Raw genomic sequence first — 18,880 nt, 5'->3', positions numbered from 1 at the left:
AATATAATTGTTACTCGCTTTACTTTTCATGCAACGCTTTTCGGGCTTTAATCCAATGAATAGCAATAGCAATGGGTTGAGTAGTGCCTATAGGTGTAAGGTCATGCCCCAATGTTGAAAATAAGCAGTACTCGTAGGGTTTGCCCTGTACTTTTAATGCATTGAGGACTTCTATTGATATACCTATCGGGATTTGTATATCCTTCTCACCAAAAAGCCAAAGCCCCGGAATTGACAGTGTACTGAGGGCGTCAAGAGGATCGGTGCTTAGAAATTTATCCAATTGATAACGACCCGGTTCATTGCGTACAGCTTCACGTGCCTTTGGCATGTATTCGCGTATTTCTGCTTCGGTGTGACTGTCCCAAAAATCGGACTTGCCATTTGTGAAATGCTGAAATATAAGCTGATCAAGAGTTGGAATAACAGCTCCGCTAAACAGCACCATAAAATCCACAAGCTGATTTTTGTTGGCAGCAATCGGAATTACCCATCCTGCCTGACTGAAACCAATCAGACCAATAGGTGTATCTTTGTCCCGCTGATGAAGTATGTTTACAGCTTTGCTGACATCTTCTGCCAATAGGTTGAGGTTATCCGCATCAACGTTGTTGGAGCCTACTTCGGGTCCCGCATAAATACCGCCCGATTCACCCACTCCACGTTTATCATAGGTTAATACCGAGATGCCATTTTTAGCTAAAAGCGATGCAAATTCTCCCATTCGAGGAGCTTGTCCCGAACCATGTACAATAACTACCGCTGCATGTGAATGCCGGGGAGTGTAGATTGTTCCTGCAAGAGTAACTCCTTCACTTTCAAATCTGACATCCTCAATAGTTACCTCCGGCGATTGGGCTTTTACTTGATTCAATGATACTAATAGTAACAACAATAAAAGGCATCTACGATAAATCGTGATACCTCTTAATCCATCAACGCTGTTAATATAATTTGTAGTGCAATTCTTTCTTATCATATTACCTGGATTTAAGTTGGTTTATAATGATAAGACTCAACAGATAAAGAAAGGTTACACATTTTTAAATGAGACAATATTACTTTATTGTAAAAGCATTCATTTTTATAGTTGCTGACATTGGTCTGAGACCTTAATTGGCTTTTCTAGCCCTTTCTTCGGCTTCTTTGGCTCTTTCCTCCGCTCTTCTGGCTCTCTCCTCTGCTCTTTTGGCTCTTTCTTCGGCCTTTATCTGAGCTTCTTCCGCTCTCTGTTGTCCATTTTTAGCTCTCTCCTCTGCCCTCTTTTGAGCTTCTTCCGCTCTCTTTTGGGCATCAATGGCTATTTTCTGAGCTTGCTCGTTTCTTTTCTGAGCTTCCTTAATCCTCATATTCAGTTCAGCTTCACTAAGCCTGTTGGACGTATTTGTATTTATAGAAGTATTAATGTGTACGCCATTTTTACTTTGATTTGCAATGTTCTTGATATCCTGAACGGTAAAGCTGCCTAAAAATCTTATGATAGTTGCATCACTGCCATCTTCTGTTATCATAAGCATTTCCGATCCCTGATTCGATTTATTCTTTTTTACGTAGAATGCAGTTCTTGAATCGTTGTCTTTGATAAGCATTAAAGTTTCGTAATTACCACCCTTTAGTAAGTCTTCGGATACATAGATTAAACGTCTTGATGCAGTCGCTTCTTCTGCCGAATATATTTCTAATGATTCTAACTTTCCGGCAATATTTCCGATATCGACTCCCGGCATATCCATATTAGGCATCATACCTAGCATGGTTTTAGAAATATACACAACTTGAATACCTTTAGTATTTGATAGCTGTTTAAAAATATCATTATTCTGTGGAGTCTCAGTTGTGGTATAGGAATAAGTAAAGCTCTCTTGGCTATTCGACGGTTCACCGGGAGTATAGACATATGCATAGCTATTGGCGGTATTGCTGTCGCTTACCTCAATACTTATTCCGGGATGAGTGCTGCTCACCGTTATGTTATTTAAATTTAAACTGTTAGATATGTTATCGAGGTTAACAATATTAGCATTTATCTCATTCTTCATGCCTTCCAGATCGAGATGCATATTACTCAGGTCTGCTGATAATGTCGCCAATTCACTGGATATATCGGTTTGCAAACCGTCAATATCTATTTTTATTTCCGGTTGTGCTTTGCTAAGTGATATCGACGAAATTGTAATTGTTAGTAATATTATTAGCTTTTTCATAAATGTACGTCTTTATCTATAATGTCGTTTACTTTTTCTACTTGTTGAATACCCTTATTTAGCTTTCCCGAAACCAACAATAGAGTTTTCTGGGTTTCTATATATGCTTCTTCCGGATTTGAGAAAGTGTCCACAAGCATTTGGTTTCTATTCCCGCTGTTTCCAAAATATGCAAAAATACCGGCAGACAGAACGATGAGAACACTGGCTGCGATACTCATAGCCCATCTCCAGGTTTTGTTCATTTGTTTTATCGGTAAAATAATACGGTGGGCTTGTGTATTATTTTCTTTCTTTTCCAAATTATTAATTAGAGCATTTAGTTTTTCCTCTAAATGCAGAGGCGCATCATTTTCCTGTGCTGAATATAATTGCAGGAATATTCGTTTCTCGGAAATCATATCTTCAGGAATATTCTCATCTGAAAAGAACTTATAAAGTATCTTTTCTTCTTCCTGAGAGGTTTCTCCTTCGTAAAACGAATGAAGTAATTTATTTATATCTTTAATATCCATAGTTGTAACTATTAAATAGTTCTTTGACTTTTTTTCTGGCTCGCGACATCAGTACTCTTACATTAACACTGGTTAAGCCCATAATTTCTTCTATTTCCTCGTTCGAATAATCATCAAAGTGCCTTAGTTTTATGATCTTACGCTGTTGTTCAGGCAAAAGATCAATGATAGTTTCTATATGTTTGATTTCATCAACCGTTTCAATCTCATCCGATAATACAAGATTGTCTGATATGACAGTGTCTTCTGTTGATTGAAACAGATGTTTCTTTTTCGCCCTTAAAAAATCGAGACATAAGTTACGCAACAAAATTACACAATATGCTTCACTATTTTCAACCTGCGTCAGTTCATCCCGTTTATTCCATAATTTAATATAAGCCTCCTGTACAACATCTTCGGCGTCGCAAGCATCTTCAAGAAGTCTGTATGCAACCCTGTACAGCTTTTGATGATAAGGTATATATTTTTCTTTGAATGTTATAGCATCCATTTATTATGGAATATATTTTATGCTCAATTTTTAATCTTTCTTCTTTTCTCCGTATTGCTGTGTTATGTCAGACAGATCGTTCGGTGTAAAATCTCCTTTTAGCCTGATTATGGCAGGATCGTTTACGGTGATTATAACCAATTCCTTAATCTTGTCTTTTTTACTTTTCGACATTATTAATACATTATCATCATCGTCCTTTACTTTCATCAATACTTCATATCCGTCCATTTCCAGATTTTCTATTTGTTCTGCAAATTGAAGCTTGATATCTGGAGAACAACTTTCGAGATCCAAAACAGACATGGAGTTCACCTTTTTATTGAAGTCTTTACCATCCCAATTTGCTATTTTTAAAGCAGAAAATAGAAATTTTCTCAGGTTTATATTTTCTGCATGAGGGGCTTTCGAGAATTCGCTGAAAATATCATCTAATGTCTTACTCGAAGCCGAAAGGCTAAGTGTAAATAAGAATAGGTATATAATAGCTTTTTTCATGATTAATGTTGCTTTATACTAAAGACGTAACAAGAGAATAAAATGTTACACCTCCCTCAATATAAAATCTATATGGAGCAAATATAGCAAAATATAGAAATAACTTAAATGGTTATTTTTATCACATTATTGGTTACTATTGTTTGATTATTAATAGTTTATTGTAAAAGTATTAACGAGAGGGTGCTTTTTTTGATAAAAAAAATTATATTTGCAAACATAGGTACTACCAAATCTATCCGAAAAGGAGAAACAAACTTTATTGAAAAATCTTAACAAACAAACTTAAACACATATAAATCTTAATGAAAAAATTATTCCTCAGAGTTTTTTTTAGTATGATCACGGTTTTCTTATATGCTTCATGTCAAAATGAAGAGGTAGGCATAGAATCTCAAGATCCGAATTTTGTTAGCCAACAAGATGTACTCCAATTAGTCTCACAATTACAAATGCCTGTAGAGTCTGGTTTGAGGGGTACAACTATTTATGAGCAAAAGCATGTTAATAGTATTGTGCCTGTCTCCGGGTTGAATAATAATACAGCATCTTGCTATGTTGTAAATTATGAAAATGGAGGCTTTATGGTAATGTCGGCAGACAATAGGATTGCTCCTGTATTGGCGTTCTCAGAGTCGGGAGAGCTCCCTTTGGGTGAAGAGCTGCCGGATGGATTGGTAGAATGGCTTGAAGAAACTTCATTATATGTAGAAAAAGTGAAGAAGTCAGATTTGAAGCAATCCGGAAATGTAAAAGATGCTTGGGCGCCTCAGGCTATCCAAAGAGCCATAAGCATCGGAGATCCCAATATTGATGGAATTGATAAAAATGGCGAATGCACCAGTACATATAAAGTGGTGGAGCCATTGTTGAAAACTACATGGGGGCAAGGTGTAGGCTATAACGACCTTGTTGCTACTAATATTTTAACTGGGCAATGTAGTGCTTATTCCAATGGAAAACCACCTGCAGGTTGTGTAGCTGTTGCTATGGCACAAATAATGAAATATCATCAGCATCCTAAAAGTTATAATTGGAGTGCTATGTTTGATAATACTGGATCCAATGAGACTGCCCGTTTGATGGCTGATATTGGTAGTAAGGTGAAGATGAAGTATGGATGTGAGGGGTCTTCGGCTCATGATGATGATGCAACTAGTGCCTTTAAAAATAATTTTGGATATAGTTCGGCTATTTGTACAGACTTTGAAATAGATAGGGTTGTGGCTGAGTTAAATAGTAAAAGACCTGTTTTTTTATCAGGATTAAAAGAAAAACAAATTATTATTACTTTCCCCAACGGAGGACATGCTTGGGTCTGTGATGGGTATAGGCGTTCAGAGAACTGCGAATATGATACGAACGGTAATTTTACAGGTACAATATATATGTATACTACTTTACATATGAATTGGGGATGGGGGTATTCAGGATTTGTAAAATATGATGGTTGGTTTGCTTACAATGATTGGAAAGTGGCCGGCAGTGAATATAATTATAATAAAAAAATGATTTATAATATTAAACCATAAAAACCATGAGAAAATTAATGATATATATAGCGGTGTTGTCATTATCAATAAACTTAATCAGTTGTGATGAGAATGAAAATGCTACAAACCTAGATTATGGTTTTGCTTGTTGTGTGTTGGATCAGAATGGAAATGACCTCTTAGATCCACTAACTTCAAGGGCAATTGATACCTCTCAAATAAAAATTTACCACATAATTAATGGAGAACCGATCCTTTATTATAATCCGATGGGTGATGCTCCCAAAGGATATGGCATTACAGAGCCATTGATGTATGCAAACATAGCTGGCTTTGTCTTTCATACAGCTATGGATTGGCGTGTTGATGCAAATAATAGATCAATAACTATAATCAAGTGGAATGAGTCAGAATCTGATACAATTACGGTTTTAATTGAAAAAACAGAAAATTCAGCGATCGGGATAAAATATTGGATAAACGGAAATGAAGATATTGATTGGATTAATCAAGGGCTGAAAGTCGCTAAAATAGTAAAGACAAGAGAGTAATATGCAGAAAAGAATACTATACTTATTGGTATTGTCATTATTGGTAAGCCTTTCCTGTTGTAGCAAGGATGGAGATGAAACAAATATAGACTTGAATATTGATCTATTTGTTTTGGATCAAAAAGGGAATGATTTATTGAACTTTAATAGTGATAATGCAATGGATCTATCTCAAATAAGAGTTTTTTATAGAGAAAGGGGTAGCTTCGTCGAGTTTTATCAATCTAATCTTGATGCACAGCGAGGTTATTTTCTTATACCACCTAATATGATTTATGATAAATATTCTTTGAGGCTTTTTGTTAGTCCTAGTATTGAGTATGAGGATAAGTCGGTAACTATCATCAAATGGAATGATTATGAATCCGATACCATTATAACTCAAATACATAAAGGTGAAAACAGTGAGGTTGGTATAGAATATTGGATAAATGGTAAGACTCCCGATTGGATAGATAGGGGGCGTAAAATTTCAAAAATCGTCAAGATAAAGGAGTAATATGCAGAATAGAATACTATACTTATTGGTATTGCCATTATTGTCAAGCCTGTTTAGTTGTGATAAACAACATCTAGACCCCTATTCTGATTTAGGCTTTCGTAGTTATGTTGTAGATCAGAATGGAAATGATCTGTTAAATCCGAATCATGAAAATTCAATCGAAATATCTCGAGTCAGAGCTTTTTATAAAAAAGAAGGCAAAATGATAGAATATGAGGTTTCAGGTATTTGCTTTTTCAGAGAACCTGATATTTCTGAAGATAAATACTCTGTATCAGTAGCTCTTAGCCTTTATACAGATAACGAGGGTAAGTCGGTAACAATTATAAGATGGAACGATTATGAGTCTGATACGATTGAAGTCAAAATATCGAAAAAAGAATATTCTATAATTGCGACAGATTACACTCTAAATAGTAGTGCTCCCAATTGGGTGAATAAAGAGCTTAAAATTGCTCAAATAATAAAGAACCGATAGATATAAGATGTATTATTATATGCCGTAGATAATTAATTCAGTAGAAAACAGACATAATACTTTGGTAACAACAATGTATTGGTTGCGATTATAATAAGCCTACGAATATATAATCGCAATCTTTTTTTTATCTTTGTGTGCATAAAAGAATTAATCAAAAACTTCTCTATGCTCGAAAAGATTATTATCCTCGATTTTGGCTCACAAACCACCCAACTAATTGGTCGCCGCGTTCGCGAACTGAATACATATTGCGAAATAGTTCCTTATAACAAGTTTCCTAAAGATGATACTACCGTAAAAGGAGTTATATTATCAGGTAGCCCTTTCTCTGTAAATGATAAAGACGCATTTAAAGCCGATTTGTCAGAAATCAGAAAAAAATATCCTGTATTGGGTATTTGTTATGGAGCACAGTTTTTGGCACACACCTCAGAAGGAAAAGTCGAAAAAGGTGATTCTCGTGAATACGGGAGAGCACATCTAGTATCTATGGAGCAAGATCCATTGTTTGATGGTATAGCTAAAGGTTCACAAGTCTGGATGTCTCATGGAGATACAATAACAGTATTGCCTTCTACTTTTGATATAATTGCGAGTACCGAAGATGTAAAAGCTGCTGCGTATAAAATACAAGGTGAGCAAACTTGGGGAGTACAATTTCACCCCGAAGTATTCCATACAGTAGATGGAACTAAGCTGTTGAATAATTTCCTGAATATCTGTGGTTGCAAAAAAGATTGGACTCCGGCTTCATTTATAGAATCGACAGTTGCTGAATTGAAAGCTCAATTGGGTAATGACAAAGTTATACTTGCTCTTTCGGGAGGAGTCGATTCATCGGTAACAGCAGTGTTGCTGAATAAAGCAATAGGTAAAAACCTGACGTGTGTATTTGTCGATCATGGTCTTTTGCGTAAGAACGAATTCGAGAGAGTTCAAAAAGACTATGAGCATTTAGGATTAAATGTAATAGGGGTTAATGCCAAAGAAAGATTCTACAAAGCATTGGCAGGCGTTGCTGATCCCGAAGAGAAGAGAAAAATTATAGGAAAAGGCTTTATTGATGTCTTTGACGAAGAAGCTCATAAGTTGAAAGATATAAAATGGTTGGGACAAGGTACTATCTATCCTGATATTATTGAATCGCTTTCGATAACAGGCACAGTAATTAAGTCGCACCATAATGTCGGTGGACTTCCCGAGAAGATGAATCTGAAACTGGTAGAACCATTGAAGCTATTGTTTAAAGACGAGGTTCGCAGAATTGGTTTAGAGTTGGGCATGATGGAACATCTTATTAAACGTCATCCATTCCCCGGGCCCGGACTAGGTATCCGTGTCTTAGGAGATATTACGGCCGAAAAAGTAGAAATACTTCAGAACGCAGATGATATATATATAAAGATGTTGAATGAATATCACCTCTATGATAAGGTATGGCAAGCAGGAGCAATACTTCTACCCGTAAAATCGGTAGGCGTAATGGGAGACGAGCGTACGTATGAATTTACAATTGCACTTCGTGCAGTAACATCAACAGATGCGATGACTGCCGATTGGGCACATCTGCCATATGAGTTCCTTGCAAAAGTGTCTAATGAGATTATCAACAAAGTAAAAGGTGTGAACCGTGTAGTATATGATATATCATCTAAGCCACCTGCAACTATAGAGTGGGAGTAAATTGAGCATTATATATAACGAGATATAAGAAAAGAGAGGCTGATAATAAAATCAGCTTCTCTTTTTTATTCAGATGCAGTAATAAATCCATAGAAAGAAATAGAATTCCTTTGTCTGTGTAATTATTTTATTCGTTTTTTCGAAATTAAATGAGTCGTGACTTTGTACCAAAGTCCTATCAATAGTAGCTTTCCGTTGATTCTCTTTAAATCCTCCAATTTTTTTTCACAATGTAAACCACTGTTTAGATATAAGTTAAGGAATAAAGGAAAAAAACTTTGAAAAATAGTTGTAATAATATTTGGAGCGTATATAAAAAGCGACTACTTTTGCACTCGCTTTAAAACCGAGAGACGGTTATTAAACAAAGCAAAAAAAGAACGATCTTTGACACGGTTGATACATAAGAAACAAAAAATATAGCATTAGACGGGTAGAGACTAATTTTAGATTAGAGACTCTAACTCAACGTCAAAAACCTTGAGTGAAAAAAAAAGACAAACGCTTCCAAGAATATAAAAAAGATATACAAAGAAGAGTTTGATCCTGGCTCAGGATGAACGCTAGCGACAGGCCTAACACATGCAAGTCGAGGGGTAGCATGAAGTAGCAATACTTTGATGACGACCGGCGCACGGGTGAGTAACACGTATGCAACCTACCTTCTACAGGGGAATAGCCCGGAGAAATTCGGATTAATACCCCATAACGCAGGGATACCGCATGGTAATATTTGCTAAAGATTAATCGGTAGAAGATGGGCATGCGTTCCATTAGCCAGTTGGTGAGGTAACGGCTCACCAAAGCAACGATGGATAGGGGAACTGAGAGGTTTATCCCCACACTGGAACTGAGACACGGTCCAGACTCCTACGGGAGGCAGCAGTGAGGAATATTGGTCAATGGACGAGAGTCTGAACCAGCCAAGTCGCGTGAAGGATGACTGCCCTACGGGTTGTAAACTTCTTTTGTATGGGAGTAAAAAAGGTTACGTGTAACCTATTGCAAGTACCATACGAATAAGCATCGGCTAACTCCGTGCCAGCAGCCGCGGTAATACGGAGGATGCGAGCGTTATCCGGATTTATTGGGTTTAAAGGGTGCGTAGGCGGGATAATAAGTCAGCGGTGAAAGTTTGAGGCTCAACCTTAAAATTGCCGTTGAAACTGTTTTTCTTGAGTATATTTGAAGTAGGCGGAATTCGTGGTGTAGCGGTGAAATGCATAGATATCACGAAGAACTCCAATTGCGAAGGCAGCTTACTAAACTATAACTGACGCTGAAGCACGAAAGCGTGGGTATCAAACAGGATTAGATACCCTGGTAGTCCACGCCGTAAACGATGATTACTAGCTGTTTGTGATATTACAATAAGCGGCTAAGCGAAAGCGATAAGTAATCCACCTGGGGAGTACGCCGGCAACGGTGAAACTCAAAGGAATTGACGGGGGCCCGCACAAGCGGAGGAACATGTGGTTTAATTCGATGATACGCGAGGAACCTTACCCGGGCTTGAAATGCATCTGACCGGCTTGGAAACAGGCCTTCTAGCAATAGCAGATGTGTAGGTGCTGCATGGTTGTCGTCAGCTCGTGCCGTGAGGTGTCGGCTTAAGTGCCATAACGAGCGCAACCCACATTGTTAGTTACTAACAGGTCAAGCTGAGGACTCTGACAAGACTGCCAGCGTAAGCTGTGAGGAAGGTGTGGATGACGTCAAATCAGCACGGCCCTTACGTCCGGGGCGACACACGTGTTACAATGGATGGTACAGAGGGTCGCTACCTGGTGACAGGATGCCAATCTCCAAAGCCATTCCCAGTTCGGATTGGAGTCTGCAACTCGACTCCATGAAGCTGGATTCGCTAGTAATCGCGCATCAGCCATGGCGCGGTGAATACGTTCCCGGGCCTTGTACACACCGCCCGTCAAGCCATGGAAGCTGGGGGTACCTGAAGTACGTAACCGCAAGGAGCGTCCTAGGGTAAAACTAGTGACTGGGGCTAAGTCGTAACAAGGTAGCCGTACCGGAAGGTGCGGCTGGAACACCTCCTTTCTGGAGAAGCCTTGTCTTAAAAAGAGACCCTTTTAAAGAAAAGGAATCTACCCGATGTCTAATGTCTTTTCAATGTTTCAATAACTATGTACAACCTAACAAAATAAGAGAACAGAGAAGCTGTGTATCCACAGTTTCAGGCGCACAAGAACAAGCCAGTCCTATAGCTCAGTTGGTTAGAGCGCTACACTGATAATGTAGAGGTCGGCAGTTCAACTCTGCCTGGGACTACAAAGTACGAAGGAAGTCACGCTTCCCACTACGGGGGATTAGCTCAGCTGGCTAGAGCACCTGCCTTGCACGCAGGGGGTCAACGGTTCGAATCCGTTATTCTCCACAATACCTATCTAATAGGTAAACGATCTTTGACATGATGTAAAAAAGAGCAAGTAAAAATATAACGAGTATATATCAAACCGGTATATAAGCGTTCTACGGAACACTTATAAATCAGGCGAAGAAAAAAGTAAATAAGGGCACATGGGGGATGCCTAGGCTCTCGAAGGCGAAGAAGGACGTGATAAGCTGCGAAAAGCTTGGGGGAGGAGCAAATATCCATTATATCCCAAGATCTCCGAATGGGGCAACCCGGCGGTTGAAGAAACCGTCATCTGGTCTAACCAGAAGCAAACGTGGGGAACTGAAACATCTAAGTACCCATAGGAAAAGAAAACAAAAGTGATTCCCAGAGTAGTGGCGAGCGAAATGGGATTAGCCCAAACCAATAATGTTTCGGCATTATTGGGGTTGTAGGACTGCGTCGTGGCAAGAAGTTAGAGTAGTAGAACGATTTGGAAAGATCGATCACAGAGGGTGATAATCCCGTATACGAAACCCTAACCAAGCCTAGCAGACTCCTGAGTAGTGCGGGACACGAGAAATCCTGTATGAATCCACCGGGACCATCCGGTAAGGCTAAATACTTCCGAGAGACCGATAGTGAACCAGTACCGTGAGGGAAAGGTGAAAAGAACCTCGAACAGAGGAGTGAAATAGACCCTGAAACCATGTGCCTACAAGCGGTCGGAGCCAGTAATGGTGACGGCGTGCCTTTTGCATAATGAACCTACGAGTTACTCTCATTGGCAAGGTTAAGTACTATTAGGTACGCAGCCGAAGCGAAAGCAAGTCTTAACAGGGCGCTTAGTCAATGGGAGTAGACGCGAAACCAAGTGATCTACCCTTGAGCAGGTTGAAGGTTGGGTAACACCAATTGGAGGACCGAACCGGTAAGCGTTGAAAAGCTTTCGGATGACTTGAGGGTAGGGGTGAAAGGCTAATCAAACTTGGAGATAGCTCGTACTCCCCGAAATGCATTTAGGTGCAGCCTCGGCTTATAACTTATGTCAGGTAGAGCTACTGATTGGATGCGAGGGCTTCACCGCCTATCAAGTCCAGATAAACTCCGAATGGGCATAAGTTTTTACCGGGAGTGAGGGCATGGGTGCTAAGGTCCATGTCCGAGAGGGAAAGAACCCAGACCATCAGCTAAGGTCCCCAAATACATGTTAAGTTGAATTAACGAAGTGTTGCTACAGAGACAGCTAGGATGTTGGCTTGGAAGCAGCCATTCATTTAAAGAGTGCGTAACAGCTCACTAGTCGAGTGGCGATGCGTGGATAATAATCGGGCATCAAACATGTTACCGAAGCTATGGGATAAAATATTATCGGTAGGGGAGCATTCCGTTCAGCGTAGAAGGCGTAGCGTAAGCTACTCTGGAGCGTACGGAAAAGCAAATGTAGGTATGAGTAACGATAAAGGAGGTGAGAAACCTCCTCGCCGAAAGACTAAGGTTTCCTGATCAACGCTAATCGGATCAGGGTAAGTCGGGACCTAAGGATAAGCCGAAGGGCGATTCCGATGGACGAAACGGTTAATATTCCGTTACTACTGTATAGAGTGATGTGGGGACGCAGAAGTGAAACTACTGCCATCTGACGGAATAGATGGTTAAAGAGTGTAGATGTTGATTTCGGTAGGCAAATCCGCCGAGAGAGTCGAACTTGAAAGTATGACGAGCCCTTGTGGCAAGTTAAAAATGTAGGTAAACAAACTGCCAAGAAAAACCGCTAAACGCTAATCTATATCGTACCCGTACTAAAACGGACACACGTAGTTGGGTTGAGTATACTAAGGCGCTCGAGTGATTCACAGTTAAGGAATTAGGCAAAATGACCCTGTAACTTCGGGAGAAAGGGTACCTACAGCAATGTAGGTCGCAGAGAATAGGTCCAGGCAACTGTTTAACAAAAACACATGGCTATGCAAATTAGAAATAAGAAGTATATAGCCTGACACCTGCCCGGTGCTGGAAGGTTAAGAGGAGAAGTCATCAGCAATGAGAAGCTTTGAATTGAAGCCCCAGTAAACGGCGGCCGTAACTATAACGGTCCTAAGGTAGCGAAATTCCTTGTCGGGTAAGTTCCGACCTGCACGAATGGTGTAATGATCTGGACACTGTCTCAACTGTGAGCTCGGTGAAATTGTAGTATCGGTGAAGATGCCGATTACCCGCGATGGGACGAAAAGACCCCGTGAACCTTTACTATAGCTTTACATTGAATTTGGGCACTTGATGTGTAGGATAGGCCGGAGACTATGAAGCAGGTACGCTAGTATTTGTGGAGTCACCCTTGAAATACGGCCCTTTAATTGTTTGAATTCTAACCCGTGGATACGGGGACACTGTATGGTGGGTAGTTTGACTGGGGTGGTCGCCTCCAAAAGAGTAACGGAGGCTTCTAAAGGTGCGCTCAGAACGATTGGTAACCGTTCGTAGAGTGTAATGGCATAAGCGCGCTTGACTGAGAGACCGACAAGTCGATCAGGTAGGAAACTAGAGCATAGTGATCCGGTGGTTTCAGTATGGAATGGCCATCGCTCAAAGGATAAAAGGTACTCCGGGGATAACAGGCTGATCATTCCCAAGAGCTCATATCGACGGAATGGTTTGGCACCTCGATGTCGGCTCGTCACATCCTGGGGCTGGAGAAGGTCCCAAGGGTTGGGCTGTTCGCCCATTAAAGTGGCACGCGAGCTGGGTTCAGAACGTCGTGAGACAGTTCGGTCTCTATCTATCGTGGGCGCAGGATATTTGCGGAGATCTGACACTAGTACGAGAGGACCGTGTTGGACAGACCCCTGGTTTACCGGTTGTTCCGCCAGGAGCATCGCCGGGTAGCTAAGTCTGGATCGGATAAGTGCTGAAAGCATCTAAGTACGAAGCCGGCTTCAAGATAAGATATCCTTATAAGGGTCGTCGAAGACTACGACGTTGATAGGCTACAGGTGTAAAGGCAGTAATGTCATAGCCGAGTAGTACTAATTGCCCGAAACTTTTTTCCATGACTCTGCCCAGAGTCTCGCCTGATTGACCCAGGTTTGCTACATACAAGTTATTTGAAAGCTCTTTTACATCATCTCAATTAAATATCTATTTATAGAGATTTAATTAAAAATATTAAGGTGGTTATAGCGTTGGGGATCCACCTCTTCCCATTCCGAACAGAGAAGTTAAGCCCAACCACGTCGATGGTACTGCCATTAGGTGGGAGAGTAGATAGCCGCCCTCTTTTGAAACACTCTGATTAGTGAAAACTAGTCAGAGTGTTTTCTTATATATACATACAGACAATAACCAACACTCACTCACAACAAATATATTACATAAAGATTACTAACCACTCCACTCCATATGTCTTTTGATAGCAGCAGTTATTTTGCCAAGAATTATCCAAAGCAGCATCTAGATCTACAATGATCAAAAATAAAGTAGTACGTACTATGCTTCCTCTATAACTATTTGCAACACCATCGATAACCATAGAAGACTTACTCCAGTCTCATAATATAGGCTATTTACTTTTATTGAAGAGCGTGATCATAATAGGGACACTTTCATCTTTAAAGGAGTGGGCTATATTTACACTATCTACTATCTAGTTCTGTAATAAAGTACCCGTTGTCATTTTTCTAAGTCTTTTCGCTATCAGAATTTAAAGTGGAATAGAAGTAAATAGAACCACATGATGTAAGTGATACTAAAATGATAAATTGAACTAAAAGCTTCTTCATATTACTTATCCTAGATACTAGATTTATCTTACTTTAAATTCGGTCGTGTTATATATAGATGCTTTTAAAATGTAAAAGTTGCCTTTGTATACAATCTTCTTTTAAGAATTTCTCGAATAATAAAAAATACAAAGAAGAGGGAAATATATTACCAGCTAATATCACGATTAGAATATATATTTTCTATTTTTATGGATGTAAAACATATTTATAAATAATCTGAATATATTCTTGATACTTATCTACAAATGGAGCAACTATTACACTATGTATGGAAACATCGACTTTTTCAATCGGACTTAAAAACAACAGATGGAATTCTTATCGAAATATTAGATGTTGGTTTACATAATACAGATGAAGGACCTGATTTCTTTAATGCTAAAGTAAAAGTAGGAGAAAGAGTTTGGGTTGGCAATATAGAGATACATAGATCATCAGACGATTGGTATAAACATCAACATGATAAAAATAGTGTATATAATTCTGTAATATTGCATGTCGTTGAGTTTGCATCCGGCACTGTGCATAATGAGGCCAAGCTGCCCATACCTCAGTGTGAGATAAAGTATCCTCGACATATAAAAGACAATATAGAATTTTTATTGAATTCGGATGTTTCCCTACCTTGTTGTAATTATTTAAAAGACTACCCTTCGATCCATTTGCAAGGATGGCTCAATGCTCTATTATTAGAGCGTCTGGAGCGTAAATCAGCAGACATCCAGAAGTTACTGGATAGATTTAATAATTCATGGGCAGATGTGTTTTATGTACTGTTATCAAGGTCTATGGGATTTGGTCTTAATTCGGATGCATTTGAGCGCTTAGCTTTGAGTCTGCCTTTGCATTATATCTTAAAACAAGGAGATAATCCATTACAGATAGAAGCTCTGTTATTCGGACAGTCAGGTATGCTGGATGATATCGATTTATCTGATGACTATACTAAAAAACTTCATCAAGAATATAGTTTCCTGAAGAATAAATATTCTCTGACTCCTTTAGATAAGGAGATATTTAGAAAGCTACGAATTCGGCCAACGAGTTCACCACATATTCGTATAGCACAATTAGCGGGCTTGCTACAGAATATCCAAGGGCTTTTTTCTAAAATTTTGGAGTGTAAAGATTTGGGACAGATCCGTCTGCTTTTTCATGTGAATGCCTCGGAATATTGGCAAACTCATTATCATTTAGGGGAAGAATCACCACGTAAGAATAAATATATAGGTGATGCTTCGTTGGATGTGATGATCATAAATGCAGTAGTACCCGTTGTTTTCTCGTATGGTCGGAGACTAAATGATGAACAGTATGTTGACAGAGCTTTAAATTCACTAGAGTTAATAAAGCCTGAATCAAATTCGATTATAAAGCAGTTCGCTTTATATGGAATAAGAACAAGAAGTGCCTATGATACCCAAGCACTCATTCAATTGAAACGCGAATATTGCGAAAAAAGAAAATGTTTGTATTGCAGAATTGGATATAAGTTATTATCCGCAAGATAGACAGAGGGTGATGTCTATGAAGTAAAAAAAAATATCTAATAATATATTTATAGCATAACGACTTATTGCTTTTTTAGTTACCAGAGCAATAAAAAGGTCTGAGATCTTAGTTCAGCGAACTTAAATTGAGTTATTTTTTACTGTACCTAATTATAGAAAGAAAATGGAATATTATGATTTGTTTAAGCATCTGAAAGATATTGAGTCTTATGATGCTAATGAGATCGAAATTGACGATAATACGGTATTACGAAATTATAATTTTGAGTCGAACTACCGTTTCATTCTGCCGGGAGGATCAGGTAATAGTGACGATTACGAGTACATTCTCTCAGGAACAGAGCATGAGTATGAACCTGATATTATTCAGGAGATGCTCAATAAAAAAGATGCTGAGATTCTTGAGAATATTAAGTTCCGCTATCATGTAATAGCACCCAAAAGCACCTCCAAAGCAAAGGGTGTGTTACTGATGTTTCACGGTTTTAATGAAAAGCACTGGGCGAAATACCTGCCATGGGCAAAATATATTGTTGAGAAGACAGGTAAGGCGGTAATCTTATTTCCCATAGCATTTCATATGAATAGGGCTCCTGCTGCATGGAGCGATACGCGTGAGATGTATTCGATCAGTGAGCAACGAAAAAAACGCCATCCGGATGTTATAAGTTCTAGCTTATCGAATGTTGCTATCAGTACACGTTTGCACAATAAGCCGCAACGATTTATATGGTCTGGTTTACAAACCTATTATGATGTAATTGATCTCATTGAAGACATCAAAGCAAATAATCATCCGACTATAGATGCCCAAGCGACCATTGATGTATTTTCATACTCGATAGGAAGTTTCTTATCTGAGATATTGATGATGACCAATAAAAACGGATATTTTTCGAAATCGAAGTTTTTATCGTTTTGTGGAGGAGCTGTGTTTAACAGGCTATCGCCCGTTTCTAAGTTTATTCTGGATAGTGAGGCAAATGTAAGCCTTTATTCGTATGTGGTTGAACATCTTGAAAGCCATATGAAGAGAGATGAAGTCTTAAGGCATTATCTAGGAGGAGTACACCCTGAGGGAGTCAACTTCAGAAGTATGCTGAACTATAAAACCCTCACCAAATACCGCGAAAGTAAGTTTAGAGAAATGAGTGACCGAATTTATGCTATTACACTAAGAGAAGATACAGTTGTTCCGGCTTATGAGGTCATAAATACTTTACAAGGTATTAACCGTGATATTCCTATCAGAGTTGATATATTGGACTTTCCTTATAAATACAAGCATGAAGATCCGTTTCCGGCTTTGGAAAGTATAAAGAAAGATGTAACAGAGCAGTTTAAACGTACGTTTGATTTATTTTGTGACTTTTTGAAATAAGGTTGCAGACTGATATAAATAAACCCGACTGAGATTTATCTCAGTCGGGTTTATTTATTATATGGTAAAGAATCTTTTATTGAAGTAATGAGCTTCTAAAACCTTCGTATTCTTTATTTAATGCAATACTTTTCTTTTCACCCTTCATGAAGGCTTTTAAAGCCGCAGGCACTTGTATCTTCTTGTCAAGAATAGATTCTACTGTCTCTAAGAATTTAGCCGGGTGAGCAGTCTCTAAAAAGACGCCAACTTCATCTTCTTCCAAATAATCAGCAAGACCTTGATAAGCACATGCCCCATGTGGATCTAGTAAATAACCTGTTTTTTGATAAGTCTCTCTTACAACATCTTTAATAGTATTATCATCATACCATTCACCGGAAATATCTTTTTTTATTTCCGAAAGAGAATGATTGTATAAATCCAATATACGTGCAAAGTTGCTCGGATCGCCTACATCCATCGCATTGGCAATGGTTTGAACAGATGGGCGAGGGTTATACTTACCTGTCTGCAAGTATTCGTAAAATATATCGTTACTGTTATTGGCGGCAATAAAACGTTTAATAGGCAGTCCCATTCGTTTGGCGATAAGTCCCGCAGTAAGATTTCCGAAGTTTCCACTCGGAACACTGATCACTACATTCTCAGCCTTATTCAGTTTTTTCAACTGTGCATAAGCATTGAAATAGTAAAAAGCCTGAGGAAGAAAACGAGCCACATTAATCGAATTAGCAGAAGTCAGATTCAGCTTTTTATTCAGCTCTTCATCCATAAAAGCAGTCTTTACTAAAGCCTGACAATCGTCGAATGTTCCATCTATTTCGAGAGCAGTAATATTTTGTCCAAGAGTCGTAAACTGACATTCCTGAATATTACTGACTTTTCCTTTAGGATATAAGACATACACATGAATACCATCTACACCCAAAAATCCATTGGCTACGGCACTTCCTGTATCTCCCGAAGTAGCTACAAGAACTTTAACATCGCTTTGTCCCTGCTTTTTGATAAAGTATGCTAGTAAACGAGCCATAAAACGTGCACCTACATCTTTAAAAGCCAATGTAGGCCCGTGATACAGTTCTAAGCTATATATATTGTCGTTTACATGTACTAGCGGAGTATCAAAGTTAAGCGTTTCGTAAACAATCTGTTTCAGAGTATCAGCTTCGATATCTTCGCCAAAGAAAGCATCGGCAACGGTATAAGCGATCTCCTGAAAGCTGAGAGTGTCTATTTTATCAAAAAACGATTGAGGTAATTGCTTTATCTTTTCGGGCATAAACAAACCTTTGTCGGATGCCAGCCCTTTAACCACAGCTTCCTGTAAGGTAGCCTCTTGTGCCTGTTTATTTGTACTATAATATTTCATATCAGATTTTTGATCTATTTCTATTTAATGGACGAAAGATTTTTCGCGTCTATTATTA

13 protein-coding genes, 2 tRNA genes and 3 rRNA genes are annotated in these 18,880 nt (G+C 38.8%); 12 read left to right on the top strand and 6 right to left on the bottom strand.

Annotated features, from left to right (window positions below; all coding sequences use genetic code 11):
• Positions 1–19: 19 nt before the first annotated feature.
• The 5 genes from G7051_RS06170 to G7051_RS06150 all read right to left on the bottom strand — a co-directional run bounded on the left by G7051_RS06170 (position 20) and on the right by G7051_RS06150 (position 3,710).
• The gene (locus G7051_RS06170) at positions 20–979 is read right to left on the bottom strand and encodes a S9 family peptidase (protein WP_166199060.1); all 960 of its coding nucleotides are present in this window, start codon (positions 977–979) and stop codon (positions 20–22) included.
• Between the two features lie 133 nt (positions 980–1,112).
• Positions 1,113–2,204 (bottom strand): DUF4252 domain-containing protein, encoded by a 1,092-nt coding sequence (locus G7051_RS06165; RefSeq protein WP_166199059.1) that lies wholly within the window; start codon positions 2,202–2,204, stop codon positions 1,113–1,115.
• Positions 2,201–2,719, bottom strand: coding sequence for a hypothetical protein (locus G7051_RS06160; RefSeq protein ID WP_166199058.1), 519 nt, complete (start codon positions 2,717–2,719; stop codon positions 2,201–2,203). Before G7051_RS06160 ends, G7051_RS06165 begins: the two co-directional genes overlap by 4 nt.
• On the bottom strand, positions 2,709–3,212 hold the full coding sequence (locus tag G7051_RS06155) for an RNA polymerase sigma factor (protein ID WP_166199057.1): 504 nt from the start codon (positions 3,210–3,212) through the stop codon (positions 2,709–2,711). The genes G7051_RS06160 and G7051_RS06155 overlap by 11 nt, the downstream gene beginning before the upstream one ends.
• 30 nt (positions 3,213–3,242) lie before the next feature.
• Entirely contained in the window at positions 3,243–3,710 is a 468-nt protein-coding gene (locus G7051_RS06150; protein WP_166199056.1) for a DUF4252 domain-containing protein, read from the bottom strand.
• 305 nt (positions 3,711–4,015) lie between these two features.
• On the opposite strand from G7051_RS06150, the gene G7051_RS06145 reads away from it, so the two are divergent.
• The 12 genes from G7051_RS06145 to G7051_RS06090 all read left to right on the top strand — a co-directional run bounded on the left by G7051_RS06145 (position 4,016) and on the right by G7051_RS06090 (position 17,447).
• A complete protein-coding gene (locus G7051_RS06145; RefSeq protein WP_166199055.1) occupies positions 4,016–5,242 on the top strand; it encodes a C10 family peptidase in 1,227 nt (408 codons plus the stop codon).
• 5 nt (positions 5,243–5,247) lie between these two features.
• Entirely contained in the window at positions 5,248–5,754 is a 507-nt protein-coding gene (locus G7051_RS06140) for a hypothetical protein (RefSeq protein ID WP_166199054.1), read from the top strand.
• Position 5,755: 1 nt separating this feature from the next.
• A complete protein-coding gene (locus G7051_RS06135) occupies positions 5,756–6,253 on the top strand; it encodes a hypothetical protein (protein WP_166199053.1) in 498 nt (165 codons plus the stop codon).
• A gap of 1 nt (position 6,254) precedes the next feature.
• Entirely contained in the window at positions 6,255–6,734 is a 480-nt protein-coding gene (locus G7051_RS06130; RefSeq protein WP_166199052.1) for a hypothetical protein, read from the top strand.
• Positions 6,735–6,902: 168 nt separating this feature from the next.
• Positions 6,903–8,420 carry a glutamine-hydrolyzing GMP synthase gene (guaA, locus tag G7051_RS06125; RefSeq protein WP_166112525.1) on the top strand — a complete coding sequence of 506 codons (1,518 nt, stop codon included), beginning with the start codon at positions 6,903–6,905 and terminating at the stop codon, positions 8,418–8,420.
• Between the two features lie 528 nt (positions 8,421–8,948).
• Positions 8,949–10,475: ribosomal RNA gene (locus tag G7051_RS06120) — 16S ribosomal RNA — on the top strand.
• Between the two features lie 157 nt (positions 10,476–10,632).
• A tRNA-Ile gene (locus tag G7051_RS06115) sits at positions 10,633–10,706 on the top strand.
• Positions 10,707–10,738: 32 nt separating this feature from the next.
• Positions 10,739–10,812: transfer RNA gene (locus tag G7051_RS06110), tRNA-Ala, on the top strand.
• A 122-nt stretch (positions 10,813–10,934) separates the two neighbouring features.
• Positions 10,935–13,823 (top strand): 23S ribosomal RNA (locus tag G7051_RS06105).
• Positions 13,824–13,939: 116 nt separating this feature from the next.
• Positions 13,940–14,050: ribosomal RNA gene (gene rrf / locus G7051_RS06100) — 5S ribosomal RNA — on the top strand.
• The 16S, 23S and 5S rRNA genes sit together here with 2 tRNA genes alongside, the layout of an rRNA operon.
• A 750-nt stretch (positions 14,051–14,800) precedes the next feature.
• Positions 14,801–16,066, top strand: coding sequence for a DUF2851 family protein (locus tag G7051_RS06095; protein WP_166199051.1), 1,266 nt, complete (start codon positions 14,801–14,803; stop codon positions 16,064–16,066).
• A 163-nt stretch (positions 16,067–16,229) separates the two neighbouring features.
• Positions 16,230–17,447 carry a DUF6051 family protein gene (locus G7051_RS06090; protein WP_166199050.1) on the top strand — a complete coding sequence of 406 codons (1,218 nt, stop codon included), beginning with the start codon at positions 16,230–16,232 and terminating at the stop codon, positions 17,445–17,447.
• A gap of 76 nt (positions 17,448–17,523) precedes the next feature.
• Here G7051_RS06090 and thrC read toward each other — a convergent pair whose 3' ends face one another.
• Positions 17,524–18,822, bottom strand: coding sequence for a threonine synthase (gene thrC / locus G7051_RS06085; RefSeq protein WP_166199049.1), 1,299 nt, complete (start codon positions 18,820–18,822; stop codon positions 17,524–17,526).
• Positions 18,823–18,880 lie beyond the last annotated feature (58 nt).

Source organism: Dysgonomonas sp. HDW5B, assembly GCF_011299335.1.
In the GTDB taxonomy this organism is placed as follows: Bacteria; Bacteroidota; Bacteroidia; order Bacteroidales; family Dysgonomonadaceae; genus Dysgonomonas_A.
Note: the sequence above shows the minus strand (reverse complement) of the source record. Positions and strands in the feature narration are given on the sequence as shown.

What these genes read in the sequence shown, in the direction of transcription:
- G7051_RS06090 (WP_166199050.1), top strand. Translation starts at nt 16,230, where the DNA reads ATGGAATATTATGATTTGTTTAAGCATCTGAAAGATATTGAGTCTTAT.
- G7051_RS06170 (WP_166199060.1), bottom strand. Translation starts at nt 979, where the DNA reads ATGATAAGAAAGAATTGCACTACAAATTATATTAACAGCGTTGATGGA.
- G7051_RS06140 (WP_166199054.1), top strand. Translation starts at nt 5,248, where the DNA reads ATGAGAAAATTAATGATATATATAGCGGTGTTGTCATTATCAATAAAC.
- G7051_RS06145 (WP_166199055.1), top strand. Translation starts at nt 4,016, where the DNA reads ATGAAAAAATTATTCCTCAGAGTTTTTTTTAGTATGATCACGGTTTTC.
- G7051_RS06165 (WP_166199059.1), bottom strand. Translation starts at nt 2,204, where the DNA reads ATGAAAAAGCTAATAATATTACTAACAATTACAATTTCGTCGATATCA.
- G7051_RS06095 (WP_166199051.1), top strand. Translation starts at nt 14,801, where the DNA reads ATGGAGCAACTATTACACTATGTATGGAAACATCGACTTTTTCAATCG.
- G7051_RS06135 (WP_166199053.1), top strand. Translation starts at nt 5,756, where the DNA reads ATGCAGAAAAGAATACTATACTTATTGGTATTGTCATTATTGGTAAGC.
- G7051_RS06155 (WP_166199057.1), bottom strand. Translation starts at nt 3,212, where the DNA reads ATGGATGCTATAACATTCAAAGAAAAATATATACCTTATCATCAAAAG.
- G7051_RS06150 (WP_166199056.1), bottom strand. Translation starts at nt 3,710, where the DNA reads ATGAAAAAAGCTATTATATACCTATTCTTATTTACACTTAGCCTTTCG.
- G7051_RS06160 (WP_166199058.1), bottom strand. Translation starts at nt 2,719, where the DNA reads ATGGATATTAAAGATATAAATAAATTACTTCATTCGTTTTACGAAGGA.
- thrC (WP_166199049.1), bottom strand. Translation starts at nt 18,822, where the DNA reads ATGAAATATTATAGTACAAATAAACAGGCACAAGAGGCTACCTTACAG.
- guaA (WP_166112525.1), top strand. Translation starts at nt 6,903, where the DNA reads ATGCTCGAAAAGATTATTATCCTCGATTTTGGCTCACAAACCACCCAA.
- G7051_RS06130 (WP_166199052.1), top strand. Translation starts at nt 6,255, where the DNA reads ATGCAGAATAGAATACTATACTTATTGGTATTGCCATTATTGTCAAGC.